Raw genomic sequence first — 18,884 nt, forward strand, 5'->3', positions numbered from 1 at the left:
TCATAGTACCTCCGGTGAAAAAGGTACTATATTAAAGCGTGAGTATTATTGGTATGTGGGGTTTATTGACCGCTTACGTAGAAAGTGACAAATCACCAAACTTGTTTGTTGTACCTGACGAGGCTTGTGCTGATGCGCTGATTAAATGGATACCTAATGCAACTATCGACACTAGCTACCTATTCACACTTCACAATTTACAGACTGAATATGATAAAGCTAAAAATAAAAGACGAGCATTAGCCTTTGAGCTTTTGGGCGAACTAATGTTTGTTAAGCACGGAGGAAAACAAGAGGTTTACGAGCGCTTTGGAGTTGATAGAAAACAAGTTAGCCGCCTTAAAGAAGAGTTTTATGATGAATTAAATGGCTCAGGTCTAATAGCTAAAGAGTCAGATGAAGATCTAGCTAAAGAAGTTTATAGCCTCATACACACTCAAAGCCTAAGTGAGCGAAAGGCTTGTGAGGATGTTGGATTATCGAGAGGGAAGTACAGGCGGATATCAGAAAATTGGAAAAAGTAGGAGGGTAGAAAATTTTCTTATGATGTCCCATAGATAAAATGGTCATTGCAGCACAGGATAGTAGTCTCTAGATATTACTTATATCTCTTCACTTTACAGTACGCTCTTTCTTTAAGAGAGCCATGCCACAAATGAACCACTCCATGATTTTACCCACTAAAGGTCATCATTAACCTCTTTTTGCGTTTTAAGGTTATATAGTCTATCAACAAATTTAATGTTATTAACAATTATCCCCCATACAGCATTCAATTGTATAAGGATTAGCGATAGTAATATTGACAACATAATGAAGTTGATTCTCAACTCATAAATCACAAATAAAGCTGACTTAGGGTTAATCAAAAAAACATCTGCTAAATTAAAAAACAAGGTTCCTATCAATACAAAAGCGGATGATGTGATAATCAAAACTAAATCCGTTATCCTTTTGATATTATCAGCCCCTTTTAGCAAAGCCACATTATCAGTTTTCGTATACGCACTGATAGCTTCAGGGTACATATAGGCAATCCAAATACCTGATATGGTAAAAATCGCTGCAGAAATATTTTGCAGCGTTGACACAACAGGTTGAAGTTCCGCAATAGCCACATACTCGTATGTAAAAAAAGCTAGTAAGCAGCTAACTAGACCTATAAAAAAGAGCTTGAAAATAAGCTTCAACATTATATGTCACTCCCTACAGCCAGTTTAGCTTGCTCCTTTTCAATAGCAATGAAATCTAAAAGCGATTTTCTTTCTCGCTTAACTTCATTTAAAAACTGCTCAGCGGGATAATAGCTATCATCTTTTTTGTGCTTAGGCTCAATCAGCACATGCTTTCTTTCAACATACTTATCAAACCATTTGGTACTACCTTCAACACCATCAACCTTAAAACCAATGTTATCCCATACAGAGTCACCAGCATCAAAATCGTTATTGTACATATTGATAATATTAGACAACTCGGTATAGGTTAAATTCTCTTCAGTAATAATCTCAACCTGCTTACTCATTGAAATCCTTTGCCTTTTCTTCATAGATATTTGGTCAAATAGAGAGAAAATAGAGTCTTTTTTTACATCTTTTGAGGATGTAATAGTCTCCCTCACTACAAGGTGGGTGATTTGCTCTGACAATGCACTTAAGCTAACACTATTCACATTAAGCTCTTTTAGCTCTGCACTTAGCTTAAAGTTCAGTGAGAACTTCTTATCATCGCTTTGGTAGCTTACAGTTTTGATAATGACATCTCTTCCAGCTTTTGAGTTATAGACTGTTCTTTCGGCAGCAGATTTACCAGGAATTTCAATTCGTAAATCAACACACTTCTTAAGATAATTCAACATGTTGTCAGAATCGCTTAATGAGTGTGGCAATTTGACTGATGCAATAATGTTGTGCTCAGGAATAAACCAATAATACATCGGCTCACCTAAGATGACCTGCTGCCCCTTAACTTGAGTATTAACTTTATGAGTGTCTTTCTTTGAATCGTTCACTTTAGACTTTGCAAGCACACCACTTACATTGCCGTTGCTTTCTCCGTACTTTTTCCAAAATACAAAAAAATAATCACCCGTTTCTTCATCATATGAAGCTGACTTGCAATAAATTTGAGTTCTCATTGGATGACGCTTGGTACACCAAGGAATTGTCTGGTCAGTATCCCTACCTTTTACCCAAGAATAAATAGACCCTATTGTCTCTGAAAGAGATCCCCTCACATACTCAGAATCCTTTCCCCTCCTGATACGATAAAACCCACATTCCTTAACATCAAAGAAGGTTACCAATCCCTTTTCCATACCACCAATCCTTTTCAATGAATTCACTCCAGCAATATACCTAAATATATAAAAATTAGCCAATAAACTCGTTTGAAATTGACGCCCTGCTTTATAATAAGGCATATCCCATCAAACATTTACGTAAGCTAATGAAATCCAACGTTCCAGATAACCACACCCTAGTGACACGTATCACACATGGTCTAAATATCGTGTCATTTAAGTTGATTTTTAGATCTAACACATTACAATGCCATCATCTAAGACTTAAGTGACACAATGACTATGCCACAAACAATCGGATATATAAGAGTATCGACTACAGACCAAAACACAGTAAGACAATTAGATGCTATCCGACTCGATAAAATCTATACGGATACTTGCTCAGGAAGCACTGTAGAGCGCCCTGCGTTGATTGAATTAAAAGGATACTGTAGGAGTGGTGACACAGTAGTTGTGCATGACATAAGCCGTTTAGCACGTAATATTGAAGACTTAATTAGCTTGATTAGATTCTTTAATGACAAAGGAGTAGTAGTCCAATTTTTAAAAGAGGCCATGATCTTTACCACAGACCAATCAAACCCAATGAATACATTAATGCTAAATCTACTTGGTTCAGTATATCAGTTTGAACGTGAAATGATGCTAGAGCGTCAACGAGAAGGTATAGCTAAAGCTAAGTCAGCTGGTAAATATAAAGGCCGACCATTATCAGTTAAACCAGCTGAAGTTTTAACCCTTTTAAGTGAAGGGATGTCAATTAGAAAAATAGCAAACCAACTAGGTATCAGTACTACCACTGTTCAGAAAATAAAGAAAATGAGTTAAAACAGATACTCATATTTCTAACGTGACTTGATTTTATCTTTTCACTTTACAGTATGCTTTTTCTTTAAGAGAAATATGCCACAAATGAACCAGCAGTTTTAAATCAACTCTTAATACAGATGAGAGATTCATTACCACCCAAATAGAGTGAACCGTCACTCATAAAGCTCGCTGCTGTAAACCGCCATTTATTAACACCTTCCTTATATATTGAAAAGTATGAATTTCCGCCCTTTTCTTTACCAGCATACCTCTCAACAGAATAATCGCCATGTATTCTTTCGTAAGACGTTTTTTGCACTCCAAGATTAGAAGTAACTTCTGTCCAAAGTAAAGTACTATCTGATACTTTTAATTGCATTTGTTCACCATCATGTTCACCTGCATATTGACAGAATAACTCTAGCTCACTGGCATTTATATTTGGTGATACCAAACATAATATTGATGATAATATAAATATTTTTTTCATTGATGTTTACGCTATTATAGAATTAAAAGATTTTTATTTACTAACAATAAAGTATTACGTTGAACTTTCACAATACTGCATATTAATTACAGTCTAATTAACCACAACTACAGTGCTTAAAAAAGCAGAACATATGTTCCACCCTATATTTCAATCAATAAAGAGTGAGTTACATATTCGCTAAAATTACAATGCATTACCACCAGCCTCTAACCAGTTTTTAGAGAAGCCCTTAGCACTAATTCGTACTTTAGATTCATTTCCTTGCTTAACTTCTACCCATTCAGATTTAGTGAATAAATCATGAACCCACGATTCACCATCATCAGTTTTTATAGCCGCGTTCAAATAATAAGTATCTGAATCTGAATACTTTAGACACCATTCCACCATTTGAATTGACTGGCCATTAAACTGCCATACATTAGTTCTAATGTCAGATTCTGATGCATTAGGTGTACATGTATTACTGTCGCCATTCAACTTTTGAAACATCAGGTACTGCCTACCGCTGCTTGTATGGGCAATTTCAGTGAGCCAAGTCTCATCAAAACCATCAACTGAATCGATAAACATTGATAGTGTACTGCCTCTAGACCAATCTCGTATGATCTCATGTGGGCTTGCCGTATCTGCTAAACAGGTCGATACAATAGCAGTATAAAAAACCACAAAAACCATAAAATTTTTCATAACAAATCAGCCTTGGATATCAAATATAAAAACAGTAAAAAACAATCAATTTTACCCTTGAATATTTTATGCACATACAACTCCAAACTTAACAGGTTAATTACCAATTAAAAAACAACAACCAGAAATCATTAAGGCAACAACATTTACACTTTAACCACAATGACGCTCCCCCCTTTTTACAATTAATCAAATGTGAGTTACCTACATACCCTGAAACCATGCTTTAAAAGCATATGTAAGCATTATCGGCAAAATAACGGTGTTTAGCATATATGGTGTATACGACTAAAAAAATAAAACCCATAAGATGAGTAATTGATTAATGCTGGTGGTCTATGATAATTTTCATAACAACAGTGCTGAAGCATTTCGAATGAATAGTTTAATCAGTGGTATTACGCTCTTGCTGGAATGGGGTGTCAGGGGTCGGAGGTTCGAATCCTCTCATACCGACCAAATTAAAGAAGCCAGCTAATAAGCTGGCTTTTTGCTTTTTTGACATGACAGAACGGGGCAAGCCCCTGTTGTGCAAGGTAAAAATCACCTTGCTTGGCTAGCACATATCACCGAAACAAAGCTAATCACTGATTCAAAATTACTGCTTCACCTCTGTCACTTTGCATGAACCCAAAGGAACAGTGTTTTGAACGTACAATTATTAACCCATTCTGCACCACATTTACATAGCGCTATTTCACAGGTAATTGATTATTACATTCGTCATGTCGCTCAATATCAAAAAGCTTATGTTAACTCTGAGCAATACCGCTTTAAATGTTTAAAAAAAGAACTAGGGCAATATCGTATGATTGACTTGAACCCTGAAATCATCAGAAGCTTCATAGACAAGCGATTAACAAAGGTTAAGCCTGCATCAGCCAAACGTGATGTTTGTGCATTACAACGCTGCTGGAACTGGTATAGACGTGATTTAAGTATGCGATTTGCTGATCACTTTAAACACATTCGCCTACCCACAGATAACACTGTAGCAGTCAAGTAAAATTGGCCACTATTATAGAAAAGTGGCTAAGCATTTAGCATGAGTAATACCACTGTTCAGAAGATAAAAATTCTGCGTGATTAATCTATGCAAAGTGTTAATGCTGCAATCATTTAAAATGCGTTGTTTTAATCTCCATTTAAGCGCTTTTTTGCCTTACACAAAGTAAAATGCATAATTTCAGTCTAATTTAGTTATTGATTTTATTATTTTAATCTACAGCTCAGATTGACTTGTAACAGACTTGTTATACTATTAAATCGACTATAAATTTAAGCACCAAGGAATAGCTGATGAGCGCTGGGGGAAAAAGGCAATACAAGCGATTTACGATACGCTTTACTGTTGTAAGCATTTTCATTATTGCCACCCTATTTACTGCCTCTATCGCTATTGGATTGCAGTTTTATTTTAGTCAGCGTCTGGCCACTGAAGCTGCACTGACCTTGTACGATCACAATGCCAATACCACTGGGTCATATCTTACCCAGGTCGATAACCAAGCGATAAATACCACACGCCTTTTAGCGCATTACAATGATCTTTATGACGATAATGGCTTAACACCAGACTCGCTTAATATGTTTACCGATGTGATGAATTCACTCCCGTTTATTTATGCTATTTATATCGGCTTGGATAATGGTGATTTATTTGAACTGGTTAACCTCAATGCCCACTCAATTGTGCGTAACCAACTCGGTGCATCGCAAGCAGATCGATGGGTAATTATTGAGATTAAAGATGAAGGGGAAAACAGAGTCCGACATATGCGCTATTACGATAATGAGTTTACCCTCAGGACAATGAATAGCGAACCCACTGAATACAGAGCAAACATTCGTCCATGGTATACCCATGCCATTGCTGAACAGGTTAGTAAAACACCGCCTTATCTATTTCAAAACTTACAATCTCCGGGTGTGACCTACTCCACTCAAATATCTTATGGCAACGCAGTATTAGGCGTTGATATTGCGCTCTCGAGTATTTCAGATTATTTAAATCGGCTTGGTAAAGACGTTAAAGGAGAAAACAGTAAAGAAGTGTTTATTTTTGAGGCCAGTGGCGATGTGATCGCCTCAAATATTGCTCAAACCGATGAAGTCATTATTCCCGCGTCCAAACCATTACAATTGACCCCAGCACAACAAGCAGTGATCGCTAATACCTTACCGCTTATGGCTTCAAACGAAACTAATTGGCCCCCTATTGATTTTGCAATCTCAGGTAAGCCTCAAGGCTATAGTATTGACTTGCTTAATATTGTGGCAGAAATGACAGGGCTAACCATCAAATACAATAATGGTTTTACCTGGGCTGAGTTTATCGACAAGTTTAAAGACGGTGAAATAGATATCCTACATTCACTGATGAACATTGAAGAAAATGCCAATTTAGGTGTGTTTAGTGACACTTTTCTCAACTTGCCCTTTGCTGTGGTCACCCAAGATGGAACCACACAAATTACAGCCATGAGCGAGCTCAACAATAAAAGAGTGGCAATCCCTAAAGGCTGGAGCATTGGCACCATTGTCAAGCAGTACTTTCCTGATATTGAAGTGGTTGAGTATCAATCTACTTTAGATATTTTACAGGCTGTTCATCGCAACGAGGTATTTGCGGCATTAGATAACAGCATTGTGCTGCACTACACTGCAAAACAATATTTTATTGACAATTTACAGTTTCACGAAACGGTCGATTACTCGCCCGCTAAAATAGATTCTGGCCTAAGTATAGTAATGAAACCAGAGCATGCTGAGTTGATTGAGATAATCAATTTAGCGATAAAAAATATCACCCCAGCGCAAATAAATGCACTGCGCAATAAATGGTTTTCTGAAGGGCAAAGTAAGGCTCCTGATTTGGTTCAAGGAACCGTTCCCTACAAGCAGCTTATCGACATATCAGCTAACCCAACCCTACAAAAAGTATTAAACGTGTTAGAGATTGATGGTGTAGAACGCTTTGTTTACGTTACCCCCCTTGGCCATAAGTCTGCTGAAACTGAATACTTTGCCATAGTTGTGCCTACAAATGTGTTACTGGCATCCACCCACGACAAGGTCAAAAAATCAATTTTGGTCACCATGCTGTGCTTGTTGTTGGTGTTGCCGCTGTCTTGGCTATTTGCTTCACCGATTATTAAGCCAATCAATTTATTAGCGCTTGAAAATACTAAAATTAAAAACCGCCAATATGATGATGTTTTACAAGTTCAATCGTTTATTAAAGAAATCGATGACCTAGCATTCTCGATGGTGGATATGTCTGAATCAATAAAAGTGCATGAGCAAAATCAAAAGGCATTGATGGAAGCCTTTATTAAGCTCATAGCACAAGCCATCGATGATAAATCGCCCTATACAGCCGGCCATTGCAACCGTGTACCTGAGCTTGGGCTTATGCTTGCTGAAAGTGCCTCAAACTCCAAACTACCTGCATTTAAAGACTTTAAATTTAAAAATGACGATGAACACCGTGAGTTTAGAATTGCTGCTTGGCTACATGATTGTGGCAAAATTACCACCCCAGAACATATCGTTGATAAAGGCACAAAATTAGAGGTCATTTATAATCGTATTCATGAGATTAGAATGCGCTTTGAAGTGCTTTGGCGTGATGCACAAATCCATTACTACAGCCAATGCATCGCCAATCCCGATGAACAGGAAGCACATAAGGCAGAGCTCGATAAAGCCTTTAGCAAGCTGACGGAAGATTTTACCTTTATCGCCAATGCCAATGTGGGCGGTGAGTTTATGGATCAGGCACATATTGACAAATTAAATCAACTAGCGAAAACACAGTGGGTAAGACATTTCAGCGATAAAATCGGCCTATCACCAGTCGAAGAGCTAAATTACCCTCAAGGCGAAGAATCGCTTCCTGTCACTGAATCGTTATTGAGTAATAAGCCGCAACACATTATCAAACGAGATTTTCCGGTGCATTTTGATGAAAAATTTGGCATTAAAATGGACATCCCCGAGCACCTATATAATCAGGGAGAGCTGCATAACTTAGCCATTGGACGAGGTACTCTCACTGCCGAAGACAGATTTAAAATTAATGAGCACATCACCAGCACCATTAAAATGTTAGAAAATTTACCGTTTCCGCCTGAGCTTGCCAGAGTTCCACGCTATGCGTCCACTCACCATGAAACCCTTAAAGGCACGGGATATCCGCGAAAATTAAGTGCTGAACAGCTTTCTATTCCAGAACGAATTTTAGTATTAGCAGACATATTTGAAGCCCTTACCGCGGCTGACAGACCCTATAAAAAAGCTAAGCCGATGAGCGTAGCCATCAGTATTTTACATAAGATGGCATTAGAACAGCACGTGGATATTGAGGTATTTAAATTGTTTCTCAGTAGCGGCGTTTATCTTGAGTACGCCCAAAGATTTTTAGACCCGAATCAAATAGATGAGGTGGACATAAATCAATATCTAAATTAACTTTCGGGTAAAACAAGGAATTAATAACATTTCATTTTTCTACTCATCAAATAACAGCCACCAAAACCGTTGATTTTGGTTAACCAAAAAGTACTGTATCACTGGAGATTGTGGTGTAAATCCAGTTATTGTGAACAAGCAAACATAATACCGCTTTAATCGAGCGTAGAATAACGCTGAAATGGTATGTGGAGCTAACTTATGTGGTGGAGAGTATTGATTATTGCAATCGCTTATTTATTAATTGGTGCGCATTTTCTGCGGTTTAACCAGATAGAATTAGCCATTTTTGCGGCAATATTACCGAGTTTAATGCTGATAAAACATGTTGTTGCCACTAGATTATTACAATTAGGCTTAGTGCTAGGCTGTATTTTTGTTTGGGGTATATCAACAGTGGATTTTGTACAAATGCGTATGGCAATGGATGCCCCTTGGTTAAGGCTAGCATGTATTATGTCGGGTGTGATGGCTTTTACGTTATTTGCAGCCTATTGCTGTAATGGCTTAACAACGAGAGACAAAGGATTACACTTATATTATTAAGTCGCAACATTAACCCTGAAGCGACTTATTCAATATCTGTTAGCGCTTTGGTAAGTATTTTACGAGCTTTTGTTTGCGTAAATAAACTAACGCTGCACAAATCACAATATAAATACTGGGTTCAATGATTTCTGATTTAACAGACCAATAAAAATGAATGGGTGCCAGTAAAGCAACAAGGTAAACCCAGTTATGCAGTTGTTGCCAACGCTTACCCATTTTCTTCTTAACAACCATAAACGAAGTTACACTGAGTAAAAGCAAAATAGTGTATGCCAGCGCACCTAACAGTATATAGGGGCGCTTGATGACTTCTTCGAGCAAAAATCCCCACGCAAACAATAAATCTAAACTGATAAATGCCGCGATATGCAAAGTGGCGTAGGCAAAAACATATAGACCAATCAAACGCCGTGTTTGTAATAATAGCCCTTGCTTGAGGTATTTGGCCAAAGGAGAAACCGCCAAAGCCGCCAGCAGACTGTTTAATGCCCCCATACCTGTGTAGTGAATAATATACTGCACAGGATCGCCACCCGCATTATCAGTTAACACTAAATAAACTAAGTAGAGTATTGGCAACGTAAAGGCGATATGTAAACCGCCTTTTAACCACCACAATCCACGGGGTGTAAGCCGCATTAATAATATTTCCTTAAATCGAGATGCTTATATAACCCTGCAACTTGGTCACCATAACCGTTGAACATTTGCGTTGGGATACGTTTAGCTGAAAACAAGCCCCCTTCACCTATACTGCGTTCCGATGCCTGTGACCATCTTGGGTGATCCACCTCAGGATTCACGTTAGCATAAAAGCCATATTCATGTGACGCGAGTTGATTCCAGCTGGTCGGCGGCTGCTTGTCCATTAAGTGAATTTTGACAATGGATTTAATACTTTTAAAACCGTATTTCCACGGTACAACTAATCTTATTGGTGCACCATTTTGCGGTGGTAAAGTTTTGCCATACAAACCGACAGCAAGAAATGCCAAAGGGTTCATGGCCTCTTGCAGAGTTAATCCTTCCACATAGGGATAATGAATTCCACCGCCCATAAGACGATTTTTTTGCCCTGGCATTTGCTCTGGGTCAAATAGTGTTTCAAATGCCACATGGGTTGCAGATGACTGTACCCCCGCTTCTGTTAATAAACTGGCTAATGAAAAACCCACCCAAGGCACAACCATTGACCACGCCTCAACACAGCGTAATCGATAGCGGCGCTCTTCTAATGCAAAACGTTTAGTCAGATCATCTAAATCTAAGGTAATGGGTTTATCAACAAGTCCATCAATTTGCAAAGACCAAGGATTAACCTTAAATGCTTGGGCATTGTCGAAAGGGTCTTGTTTGCTGGTGCCAAATTCATAGAAATTATTATGGCGAGTGATTTTATTTTCAGGAGTTAAAGGGTCTGGGATAGCAAACGCTTTAGGTTGGGAAAATTGCAAAGGTGAAGTAGTAAAAGTTGAAGTGGATTTATTACTGCCAAAATCAAATAAGCCGGCTTGCACATAGCCAGGAATACTTGCACCCAATGCACCTAAGCCTAAAGCTTTAACAATACTGCGACGGTCTTTAAAAACCGATTCTGGGGTAACTTGATTATCCGCTAAATCCCAAGCTGACTGACGTTTGATCCCTTTAGTAAAGCGCGTATGATGGGTCATATTATTCCCTCGGTAAATTTGGCAAGTTATTCATAAGACAGGTTAATACGCAATAAAATTTCATTTCGATTCAAAAATAAGCTAATCAATCAAAAAACACTAAATTGTCAATCATAATACTTGCAGGGCAAACATTGTCATGCGAACCTTATCGAGTTTCTATTTCAAAAGGTTAGGTTATGCCATTCGCTGTTGATTTCACCCCTCCTCAAATTGCCGCTATGGTAGCCATTGCTTTTTTAGGTTTACTCATTGGCGCACTTTTAAACCAAAGATTAACCCGTCAGCGCTGGGAACAATTAAAGCAACAATATGAAGCTGAAACCACACAAACCATTACCGAACAACAACGTTTAGTGGCTCAAATTCAAGATGTATTAGATGATAAAATTGATAATTTAAACCACCTACAATCTAAGCTTGAATCTTATATCAGCCAACTTGCCAGAGCACAGGCGCAAGTTGAGCGTATTCCTCATTTGGAGCAACAACTCGAAGATAGCAACCGTAAAGTGTTGGAATCGCAGTTAAATCTATCAAAGTCAAATGCCATGCAACAAACCATTATGGCGAAAGCGGCTGCGGAGCATCAAGCTCTTGAAGATAAAATCAGCTTACTTGAAACCGCTGAAGAAAGGTTAAAAATTCAATTTGAAAACCTCGCAAACCGAATTTTTGATGAAAAAAGTGCAAACTTTAAACAGCAAAATGTAACCCAAATTGATGGCGTGCTTGGGCCTTTAAAACAGCAATTAGATGGATTTAGACAGCAGATACAACAGTCTTACAACCATGAACAATCTGAACGCAGCGCGTTAAAGCATCAATTGAATCATTTGCGCGAACTGAATTTGAAGATGAGCCAAGATGCGATCAACCTGACCAAAGCGCTTAAAGGTGATAATAAGCAACAAGGCAATTGGGGCGAAGTCATTCTTGAAAGAGTATTGCAAGAAAGTGGTTTACGTGAAGGCCATGAATATGACACTCAACAAGATTTAAAAAATGATGAGGGAAAACGCTTTAAGCCCGATGTGATTGTCCACTTACCTGAAAATAAAGATGTTGTCATTGATGCCAAAATGTCTTTAATCGCTTACGAGCGCTATTTTAACAGTGATGATCAAGACATTCGTGAACAAGCGCTTAAAGATCATGCCTTATCAATGCGCCAACATATCAAGGGACTCAGTCAAAAGGATTATCATAAATTACATGGTCTAAAAAGCTTAGATTATGTGCTAATGTTTATTCCAGTCGAGCCTGCTTTTTTACTGGCAATTGAGTACGATCCAAGCTTGATAAATTTTGCATTAGAGCAAAATATTATGTTGGTTAGCCCCACTAATTTATTGGTGGCATTACGTACCATCAACAATATTTGGCGCTATGAATATCAAAATCAACATGCGCAAACGATTGCCAAGCAAGCGGCTAAAATTTATGACAAATTATGTAGCCATGTAGATGACATGGAAAAACTAGGTCGAGCACTTGAAACCGCAGATAAAAGTTACCAGCAGGCGATGGGTAAATTGTCATCCGGTAAAGGAAATTTAATTCGTCAGGCCCACACCTTACAACGTTTAGGTGTAGATACCAGTAAACAACTTGATAAACAGCTGCTCAATCGAGCGCTTGATGAATCATTGGACAAAAATGAAGGATAACAAAGCGGATTTAATCAATACTTAATAGTGTCACGGTATGAATGTAAGTGTAAAAATATAATTAACAAAACTAATCGCAAACGATGTACTGAGGCGGAGACTCTCATTTAAATGCGTACTACATGGATTAATGCATGTTTATCTAAAGTGCTAACAACTACCCTAGTTGTTTTCGTTTTACCCGTGTTATTCAGTAACACTGCCAACGCTTATACCCCTGAACAACAACGTTATCTGGATGCTAAAAAAGCTTTAGATACCAGACAAATGAGTCGCTACCAACAATTAAGAGCCCAGCTGGACGATTATCCTCTAACCGTTTACCTCGATTATCACATCAAAATTGATGAGATTCTTAATATGCCAGGTACAAGGGCTAGCGAGGCGATAGAAGCATTTAACACCATGCCGCTTTATAATTCGGCTCGGTATCGTTATTTGATGAAAGCAGGTAGTCAGTCGCGTTGGCAAGATTTTTTAGCGGTCTCGCCTAACTCCCCTAACGATATGCGCCTGCAGTGTTACCACCTAAGGGCGCAGTTAGCCACTGGCAATAAAAAAGCGGCTTATAAAGGTGCGGATAAATTATGGCTTCATGGCTACTCTCGCCCTAAAGAATGTGATCCTTTATTTACCCAGTGGGCAAAAGATGGTTATCGCACACAGGAGCTTATCTGGGGACGCATGTTACTTAGCTTTAATGCGGGACAATCTAGCCTACTGAGCTATTTGAGCAACAAAATAACCAAACACCGTGACGATGCCCAATTATTATTAGCCGTTTATAAAGACCCTAACACCTTAAGACACACAAAACGTTTTCGTAGCTCACAGCCTATCGTGGCGGATATTGTTGATGCTGGACTAAGAAAATTAGCCAAAAAAGATCTTAAACAAGCGATCAAATTATATGTTAAATATGACAAAGCGAATCGATTTAACGATACCCAAGGAAAACAGCTAAATCATTATCTAGTAAGGCGTGCGTTAATCAATCAGGACGATAACCTTAAAAGCCATATCGATAGTTCACTGGTGTCATTAGCTTCTGACGAACTGTTTGAAATGCGCATGCGCTGGGCTATTCGTCAGCAAGATTTTGTCACACTTAACACTTACCTCCCTTTACTGAGCGAACAGGCAATGGCTAATTCACGCTGGCAATATTGGCAAGCCAAAATGAATTCAGACCAACAGCAATCAGAAAATCAACTTTCATCATTAGCGCAACAACGCGACTTTTACGGATTTAACGCTGCAAAACAAATTAAAAAACCGTTATCACTTAACGACGATAATTTAGTATCAAATCCAAAACTTCGTGAAAAACTATTTGATGATGCCGGCTTAGCTCGGGTTGTGGAATTAAGGGCATTAGATAAGTTTTTAGACTCGCGTAGCGAATGGATTTACCTTATGCGTCGCCATGATGGTCCCATGACAGCAGAATATGGCTTATATGCATTGGAGCAAGGTTGGTACGACCTCAGTGTTGAATCCAGTATACAAGGCCAGCAATGGAATGCCTTAAACTTGCGTTTTCCTAAAGCTGCCGATGCTGAATTTGCCCGTGCCAGTCAAAAATATAAAGTGGATATTAATGAAATTCGGGCAATTTCTCGCCGCGAAAGTGCTTTTAACCATTACGCAACCTCAGGTGTAGGCGCACGTGGTTTAATGCAATTAATGCCCGCTACAGCAAAACAAACCGCCAAAAAGAACAATATTCGCTTTAATGACGTACAAGACTTATATAAACCACAAGTTAACGTGATGTTGGGCAGTGCTTATTATGCTGAGCTATTAAAACAATTTGATAATAATCGCGTATTAGCCACGGCGGCATATAATGCTGGTCCAGGTAGCGTTAGACGTTGGTTGAAAGTGTCCAATGGTTCATTAGATGCCATGAGTTTTATTGAAACCATTCCGTTTACTGAAACTCGTGAATATGTTCAAGCGGTATTAAGCTATCGGATGATCTATCAACATCAAGATAACCCCAATGCCAGTATGTTTACCGATAAAGAATGGAATTACGTTTATTAAAACAAGATTTATCGGAATAAAAACAAAGGAGTGCCAGTGCCGCATACCGTTATTACACAGCTAATTAATCAACTTGAACACATCCTTCTTGGTAAACCCATGCAGATAAAATTAGCTGTGGCATGTATTTTGGCAAAAGGTCATTTGTTAATTGAAGACTTGCCCGGCATGGGCAAAACCAGTTTATCCCATGCCATTGCAACCAGTTTAGGCATGAGCTATCAACGTATCCAATTTACCAGCGACATGTTACCCGCTGATATTTTGGGGGTGTCTATTTATGATAAAACGCTGCAGCAATTTACTTTTCATAAAGGACCGGTGTTTAATCAAATGTTGCTGGCGGATGAAATTAACCGTGCCAGCCCCAAAACCCAAAGTGCGTTGTTAGAAGCTATGGCGGAGCAGCAAATCACTCAAGATGGCACCACTTATTCATTACCCAACCCATTTTTTGTTATTGCTACCCAAAACCCGCAGGATCAATCTGGCACATTTGCCTTGCCTGAATCGCAGTTAGACCGATTTATGATGCGCATTTCTATCGGTTACCCTAGCCAAGATGCAGAAATGACCATGCTGAAAAATCAGCTACACGGCCATAAGCAAGTCCCAATTCAACAATGCATCAGCCCTAGCGAATTATTAACCCTTCAAGCTGAAGTCAACCAAGTGTCCACTTCAGATGCGGTACTTAAATATTTATTGGCATTGGTGAGTATGTCACGGGAACAAAAACAGGCTACGGGTTTATCACCTAGAGCCAGTTTAGCCCTATTACAAGCGGCGAAGGCCTGGGCCGTTATTGAACAGCGCAACTACCTTGTGCCTGAAGATATTCAAGCAGTTTTTCATGCAGTGGCAGAGCACAGAATCAGCGCCCACGGCGTTTTTCAGGGCAAAGCCTTATCAGACACCTTACTTGCTAGCGTTAATCCAATTCGCTAATGGTGATGCGCAGTGTTTAGCCGCAAGGCAAAGGTTAAGCAAACTAACCAAACCAGTTGGTTAACTAAGCTTATCCCAAAAGCAGCCGAACAAAAGTGGTCGCGCTGGATTGGGCGGCGCTTACCGCCGCAAGAAAAAGTCACCCTAAGCCACAAGGGCATTTTTATCCTACCCAGTGCATTTGGTATAGCTTGGTTGGCATTAATCATTTTGCTGTATCTTTTTGGCACCAACTATCAAAACAACTTAGTTATCGGCCTCAGTCTATTACTCGCCAGTGTATTTCACACTTGTATTATATACAGCTATAAAAACCTAGCAGGGCTGACATTTAGTGCGGTATCCCCTGCCGATGCCTACGCCGAACAACCCCATACTTTTCCGATAATGTTGACCGGACATGCTAACCCAAAACGCCCCGACACCACGCATCAGCAAATTTGTATGCAGTTTAATGGTCAGCGCCACATCAGATTACAACACACGGAAGAACAAACAATTGCAACCGTCCAATATGACAATCCCAAACGCGGATTATTAACCCCTGGGCGAATTAAAGTGTGGTCGCATTTTCCGCTAGGTTTATTTAAAGCTTGGTCTTATGTTGATTTAGATTTACATCAAGTGGTTTTTGCCGCGCCACTTGAGTGCGATATTCGTTTAACCAGCCAAGCTGATGAAGACAATAACGACATTAGCCATGGTAAAATTCGTCCAGGTGTGGATGATTACACTGGGCTTCGCAGTTATGTGACGGGTGAATCGTTAAAACAGGTTGCCTGGAAACAATGGGCACAAAATAAAGGCATGCTCACTAAAGAGTTTAACGAACCCGAAGGCGCACCTGTTTGGTTATCGCTTGCAGATACCCAAGGTCATGATCTGGAACAACGCCTGAGTAAACTGAGCTGGCAGGTTAATACTCTGGCTCGAAAAAACCAGATATTCGGTTTGATTATTGATAATCACACCCTCAGTCAAAGTTCTGGGGAGTCACATCGTATCGCCTGCCAAAAAGCGCTGGCGTTATATAGGCCCAGTTTTGATCTCCAAAGTGATCACCACCTAGGGGGCAAAAATGCAGGATAACTTTGACAGCATCATTAGCCGTAACACCTTATTTTGGTTATTGATAACCAATGTGGCAGTACTCTCACCTCAGTTTGAGCATGCTACTCCTTGGACCACAGCCATTTGTGCAATTTGCTTTGTTTGGCGCATGGGGATTTATTACGGCAAAGTGGCAGCTCCGCCTAAATTGTTAGTAACATCACTTGCCATCGGCGCCGCAACCACCTTGGCATTAGTGTCGTCTCAAATTGGCTTACTGAATGCATTAATCAATCTCTTGTTGTTGGGCTATGCGTTAAAGTACATTGAAATGCGCGAGTTACGAGATGTTAAAACCGTCGTGCTTGTGGGCTACTTTATCATTGCGCTAACCTTGCTTGACCAACAAGCCATTATCAATACTGTGCATTTAACCTTAGTGGCCGTTATCAATACCAGCGTGCTCGTGAGTGTGTATCAAGATAACCGCAAACCGAGTGCTAACTTGCGTTTTAGCTTCAAAATTATGCTGCACAGTTTACCGCTCGCAATAGTCCTATTTGTGGTATTTCCGCGCCTGGGGCCGCTATGGCTCGTGCCAAGTATGAAGTCCGCCAAAACGGGCTTATCCGATGAAATGTCATTCGGCGATATCAGCAAGTTGACACGTTCAGACGAACTTGCATTTCGGGTTGGCTTTGAAAATAGCGACGGCAGTAAATCAGGCCCAGCAAACGCTGATTTATATTGGCGTACCTTAGTCATGGAAAACTATGATGGCAAAACATGGCGTCAGCACCCCAGTATCAAAGAGTTGCAACGTCAATCATTTTATCAACCCAGCAAAAGACCATTACCCAATAGCGAGCAACTTGGCGATAAACAATCCGATTTGCAAGAAAAGCAACTCGACTATGTGGTGATCAGTGAGCCTAGCCACCAGCGTTGGTTGTATGGGTTGGATCAAGCTTTTAGTCAAGATAACAGCATTGTCGAATTGCCTGATTACACCCTTTATGCAATGCGCCCGTTAGATCAACGCCAAAGCTATCGTGTAGTGTCTTATCCTAATAGCCAAATGGATCCCACATTAACGCCCAAGCTCCGTGATATTAATTTAACCTTGCCTGAAAATGCCAATCCACAAACCTGGCAGTTAGCTCAACAATTTACTCAGCAGTATCCGCAGCCCAAAGCACGTATTAACGCAATGATGAATTATTTTGCCGAGCAAGCTTATTACTACACCTTAAGCCCTCCGGCGATCGGTAATGAGCAAATTGACGACTTTTTATTTGAAAATCGTGCCGGATTTTGTGCCCATTATGCATCTGCATTAGTGTATTTAGCCCGAGCAAGCGGCATACCCGCACGTATGGTCACTGGTTATCAAGGCGGTGAATACAATCCCAAAGCGGGTTATTACAGTGTGTATCAATATATGGCTCATGCATGGACAGAAGTATGGTTTGAAAATGAAGGCTGGCAACGATTTGACCCCACTGCGATGATTGCCCCCCAACGTATTTTAGATGGCTTTGATGCGACGTTTGATAGCCAATCCAGTTACCTATTAGACCGTCCATTTAGTCCTTTGCGCCTGAAACAATACCCTTGGTTGAATAATATTCGTAACCAGATAGCCAGTATGGATTACTATTGGAGTGTCTGGATATTAGGGTTTGACGAACAACGTAAACAAGCGGTATTAAAAAAACTCCTTGGTGAGGTCAACCCCCGTAACATTGCCATCGCGATGCTAATTTGTATCACGGTAATCCTATTGTTTATTGCTTATTTTGCGGGCTTATTTGAGCGCAAGCCCAAGCAAGATAGGCAGAGTCGTCGTTACCAAGCAATCGTTCAAAAGATGATGTTAAAAGGGGCGCCAGATCAGGCGCAGCTGCCGCCCAAGGCTTATGCACAAGCATTATCAGCCCGATGGGCGATATCTGCCCCTCAATGGCTGCCACGTTTTCATCAATTTACAGCCGAATTTGTGGCACTTAAATATCAGCCGTTAACCACTGAGCAGCACTCCCAGCACTTACGCCGATTTAATCGTTTGTATTGGACATTACGTCTAGGCTTATTGATGAGTAAACCTATGCAATAGCTTGCTTACTCTGGTCAATCTGTCATGAATAGCAAACGCATTCCATCAAGGTGACACT

Annotated in this window: 16 protein-coding genes; 10 read left to right on the forward strand and 6 right to left on the reverse strand. The window is 39.8% G+C overall.

The window, feature by feature from the left end; translation table 11 throughout:
• Positions 1-38 precede the first annotated feature (38 nt).
• Complete coding sequence (locus tag OHT75_RS04110; protein ID WP_264725184.1) at positions 39-524, forward strand: hypothetical protein; 486 nt, start codon at positions 39-41, stop codon at positions 522-524.
• A gap of 156 nt (positions 525-680) precedes the next feature.
• Here the strand turns inward: OHT75_RS04110 and OHT75_RS04115 are convergent, their stop codons facing one another.
• Both OHT75_RS04115 and OHT75_RS04120 read right to left on the reverse strand, forming a co-directional pair.
• A complete protein-coding gene (locus tag OHT75_RS04115; protein WP_264725185.1) occupies positions 681-1,193 on the reverse strand; it encodes a hypothetical protein in 513 nt (170 codons plus the stop codon).
• Positions 1,193-2,317 carry a hypothetical protein gene (locus OHT75_RS04120; RefSeq protein ID WP_264725186.1) on the reverse strand — a complete coding sequence of 375 codons (1,125 nt, stop codon included), beginning with the start codon at positions 2,315-2,317 and terminating at the stop codon, positions 1,193-1,195. Before OHT75_RS04120 ends, OHT75_RS04115 begins: the two co-directional genes overlap by 1 nt.
• A 261-nt stretch (positions 2,318-2,578) precedes the next feature.
• Here OHT75_RS04120 and OHT75_RS04125 point away from each other — a divergent pair, with 261 nt between their 5' ends.
• On the forward strand, positions 2,579-3,133 hold the full coding sequence (locus tag OHT75_RS04125) for a recombinase family protein (RefSeq protein ID WP_319803624.1): 555 nt from the start codon (positions 2,579-2,581) through the stop codon (positions 3,131-3,133).
• A 103-nt stretch (positions 3,134-3,236) separates the two neighbouring features.
• Here OHT75_RS04125 and OHT75_RS04130 read toward each other — a convergent pair whose 3' ends face one another.
• Positions 3,237-3,605 carry a hypothetical protein gene (locus OHT75_RS04130; RefSeq protein ID WP_264725187.1) on the reverse strand — a complete coding sequence of 123 codons (369 nt, stop codon included), beginning with the start codon at positions 3,603-3,605 and terminating at the stop codon, positions 3,237-3,239.
• A 186-nt stretch (positions 3,606-3,791) separates the two neighbouring features.
• On the reverse strand, positions 3,792-4,298 hold the full coding sequence (locus OHT75_RS04135; protein WP_264725189.1) for a hypothetical protein: 507 nt from the start codon (positions 4,296-4,298) through the stop codon (positions 3,792-3,794).
• A 646-nt stretch (positions 4,299-4,944) separates the two neighbouring features.
• Here OHT75_RS04135 and OHT75_RS04140 point away from each other — a divergent pair.
• The 3 genes from OHT75_RS04140 (at position 4,945) to OHT75_RS04150 (ending at position 9,317) form a co-directional block, all read left to right on the forward strand.
• Entirely contained in the window at positions 4,945-5,304 is a 360-nt protein-coding gene (locus OHT75_RS04140) for a hypothetical protein (protein ID WP_264725190.1), read from the forward strand.
• A 293-nt stretch (positions 5,305-5,597) separates the two neighbouring features.
• Positions 5,598-8,771 (forward strand): HD domain-containing phosphohydrolase, encoded by a 3,174-nt coding sequence (locus OHT75_RS04145; protein WP_264725191.1) that lies wholly within the window; start codon positions 5,598-5,600, stop codon positions 8,769-8,771.
• Positions 8,772-8,972: 201 nt separating this feature from the next.
• A complete protein-coding gene (locus OHT75_RS04150) occupies positions 8,973-9,317 on the forward strand; it encodes a hypothetical protein (protein ID WP_264725192.1) in 345 nt (114 codons plus the stop codon).
• A gap of 39 nt (positions 9,318-9,356) precedes the next feature.
• Here OHT75_RS04150 and msrQ read toward each other — a convergent pair whose 3' ends face one another.
• Positions 9,357-9,959, reverse strand: a complete 603-nt coding sequence (gene msrQ / locus OHT75_RS04155; protein ID WP_264725193.1) for a protein-methionine-sulfoxide reductase heme-binding subunit MsrQ — start codon at positions 9,957-9,959, stop codon at positions 9,357-9,359.
• A complete protein-coding gene (gene msrP / locus OHT75_RS04160) occupies positions 9,959-10,993 on the reverse strand; it encodes a protein-methionine-sulfoxide reductase catalytic subunit MsrP (protein ID WP_264725194.1) in 1,035 nt (344 codons plus the stop codon). The genes msrQ and msrP overlap by 1 nt, the downstream gene beginning before the upstream one ends.
• Before the next feature lie 179 nt (positions 10,994-11,172).
• Between msrP and rmuC the strand changes: the two genes are divergently transcribed.
• The 5 genes from rmuC (at position 11,173) to OHT75_RS04185 (ending at position 18,826) form a co-directional block, all read left to right on the forward strand.
• The gene (gene rmuC / locus OHT75_RS04165; RefSeq protein WP_264725195.1) at positions 11,173-12,663 is read left to right on the forward strand and encodes a DNA recombination protein RmuC; all 1,491 of its coding nucleotides are present in this window, start codon (positions 11,173-11,175) and stop codon (positions 12,661-12,663) included.
• 111 nt (positions 12,664-12,774) lie between these two features.
• On the forward strand, positions 12,775-14,712 hold the full coding sequence (locus tag OHT75_RS04170) for a transglycosylase SLT domain-containing protein (protein WP_264725196.1): 1,938 nt from the start codon (positions 12,775-12,777) through the stop codon (positions 14,710-14,712).
• Between the two features lie 36 nt (positions 14,713-14,748).
• On the forward strand, positions 14,749-15,660 hold the full coding sequence (locus OHT75_RS04175) for an AAA family ATPase (RefSeq protein WP_264725197.1): 912 nt from the start codon (positions 14,749-14,751) through the stop codon (positions 15,658-15,660).
• Positions 15,661-15,672: 12 nt separating this feature from the next.
• The gene (locus tag OHT75_RS04180; protein WP_264725198.1) at positions 15,673-16,749 is read left to right on the forward strand and encodes a DUF58 domain-containing protein; all 1,077 of its coding nucleotides are present in this window, start codon (positions 15,673-15,675) and stop codon (positions 16,747-16,749) included.
• Positions 16,739-18,826, forward strand: a complete 2,088-nt coding sequence (locus OHT75_RS04185) for a transglutaminase family protein (RefSeq protein WP_264725199.1) — start codon at positions 16,739-16,741, stop codon at positions 18,824-18,826. The genes OHT75_RS04180 and OHT75_RS04185 overlap by 11 nt, the downstream gene beginning before the upstream one ends.
• The last annotated feature ends 58 nt before the right edge of the window (positions 18,827-18,884 follow it).

The organism is Shewanella subflava (genome assembly GCF_025971955.1).
In the GTDB taxonomy this organism is placed as follows: domain Bacteria; phylum Pseudomonadota; class Gammaproteobacteria; order Enterobacterales; family Shewanellaceae; genus Shewanella; species Shewanella subflava.

Coding starts and splice junctions, on each gene's coding strand:
- OHT75_RS04170 (WP_264725196.1), top strand. CDS start 12,775: ATGCGTACTACATGGATTAATGCATGTTTATCTAAAGTGCTAACAACT.
- OHT75_RS04150 (WP_264725192.1), top strand. CDS start 8,973: ATGTGGTGGAGAGTATTGATTATTGCAATCGCTTATTTATTAATTGGT.
- msrQ (WP_264725193.1), bottom strand. CDS start 9,959: ATGCGGCTTACACCCCGTGGATTGTGGTGGTTAAAAGGCGGTTTACAT.
- OHT75_RS04145 (WP_264725191.1), top strand. CDS start 5,598: ATGAGCGCTGGGGGAAAAAGGCAATACAAGCGATTTACGATACGCTTT.
- OHT75_RS04115 (WP_264725185.1), bottom strand. CDS start 1,193: ATGTTGAAGCTTATTTTCAAGCTCTTTTTTATAGGTCTAGTTAGCTGC.
- OHT75_RS04125 (WP_319803624.1), top strand. CDS start 2,579: ATGACTATGCCACAAACAATCGGATATATAAGAGTATCGACTACAGAC.
- OHT75_RS04120 (WP_264725186.1), bottom strand. CDS start 2,317: ATGGAAAAGGGATTGGTAACCTTCTTTGATGTTAAGGAATGTGGGTTT.
- OHT75_RS04130 (WP_264725187.1), bottom strand. CDS start 3,605: ATGAAAAAAATATTTATATTATCATCAATATTATGTTTGGTATCACCA.
- msrP (WP_264725194.1), bottom strand. CDS start 10,993: ATGACCCATCATACGCGCTTTACTAAAGGGATCAAACGTCAGTCAGCT.
- rmuC (WP_264725195.1), top strand. CDS start 11,173: ATGCCATTCGCTGTTGATTTCACCCCTCCTCAAATTGCCGCTATGGTA.
- OHT75_RS04185 (WP_264725199.1), top strand. CDS start 16,739: ATGCAGGATAACTTTGACAGCATCATTAGCCGTAACACCTTATTTTGG.
- OHT75_RS04135 (WP_264725189.1), bottom strand. CDS start 4,298: ATGAAAAATTTTATGGTTTTTGTGGTTTTTTATACTGCTATTGTATCG.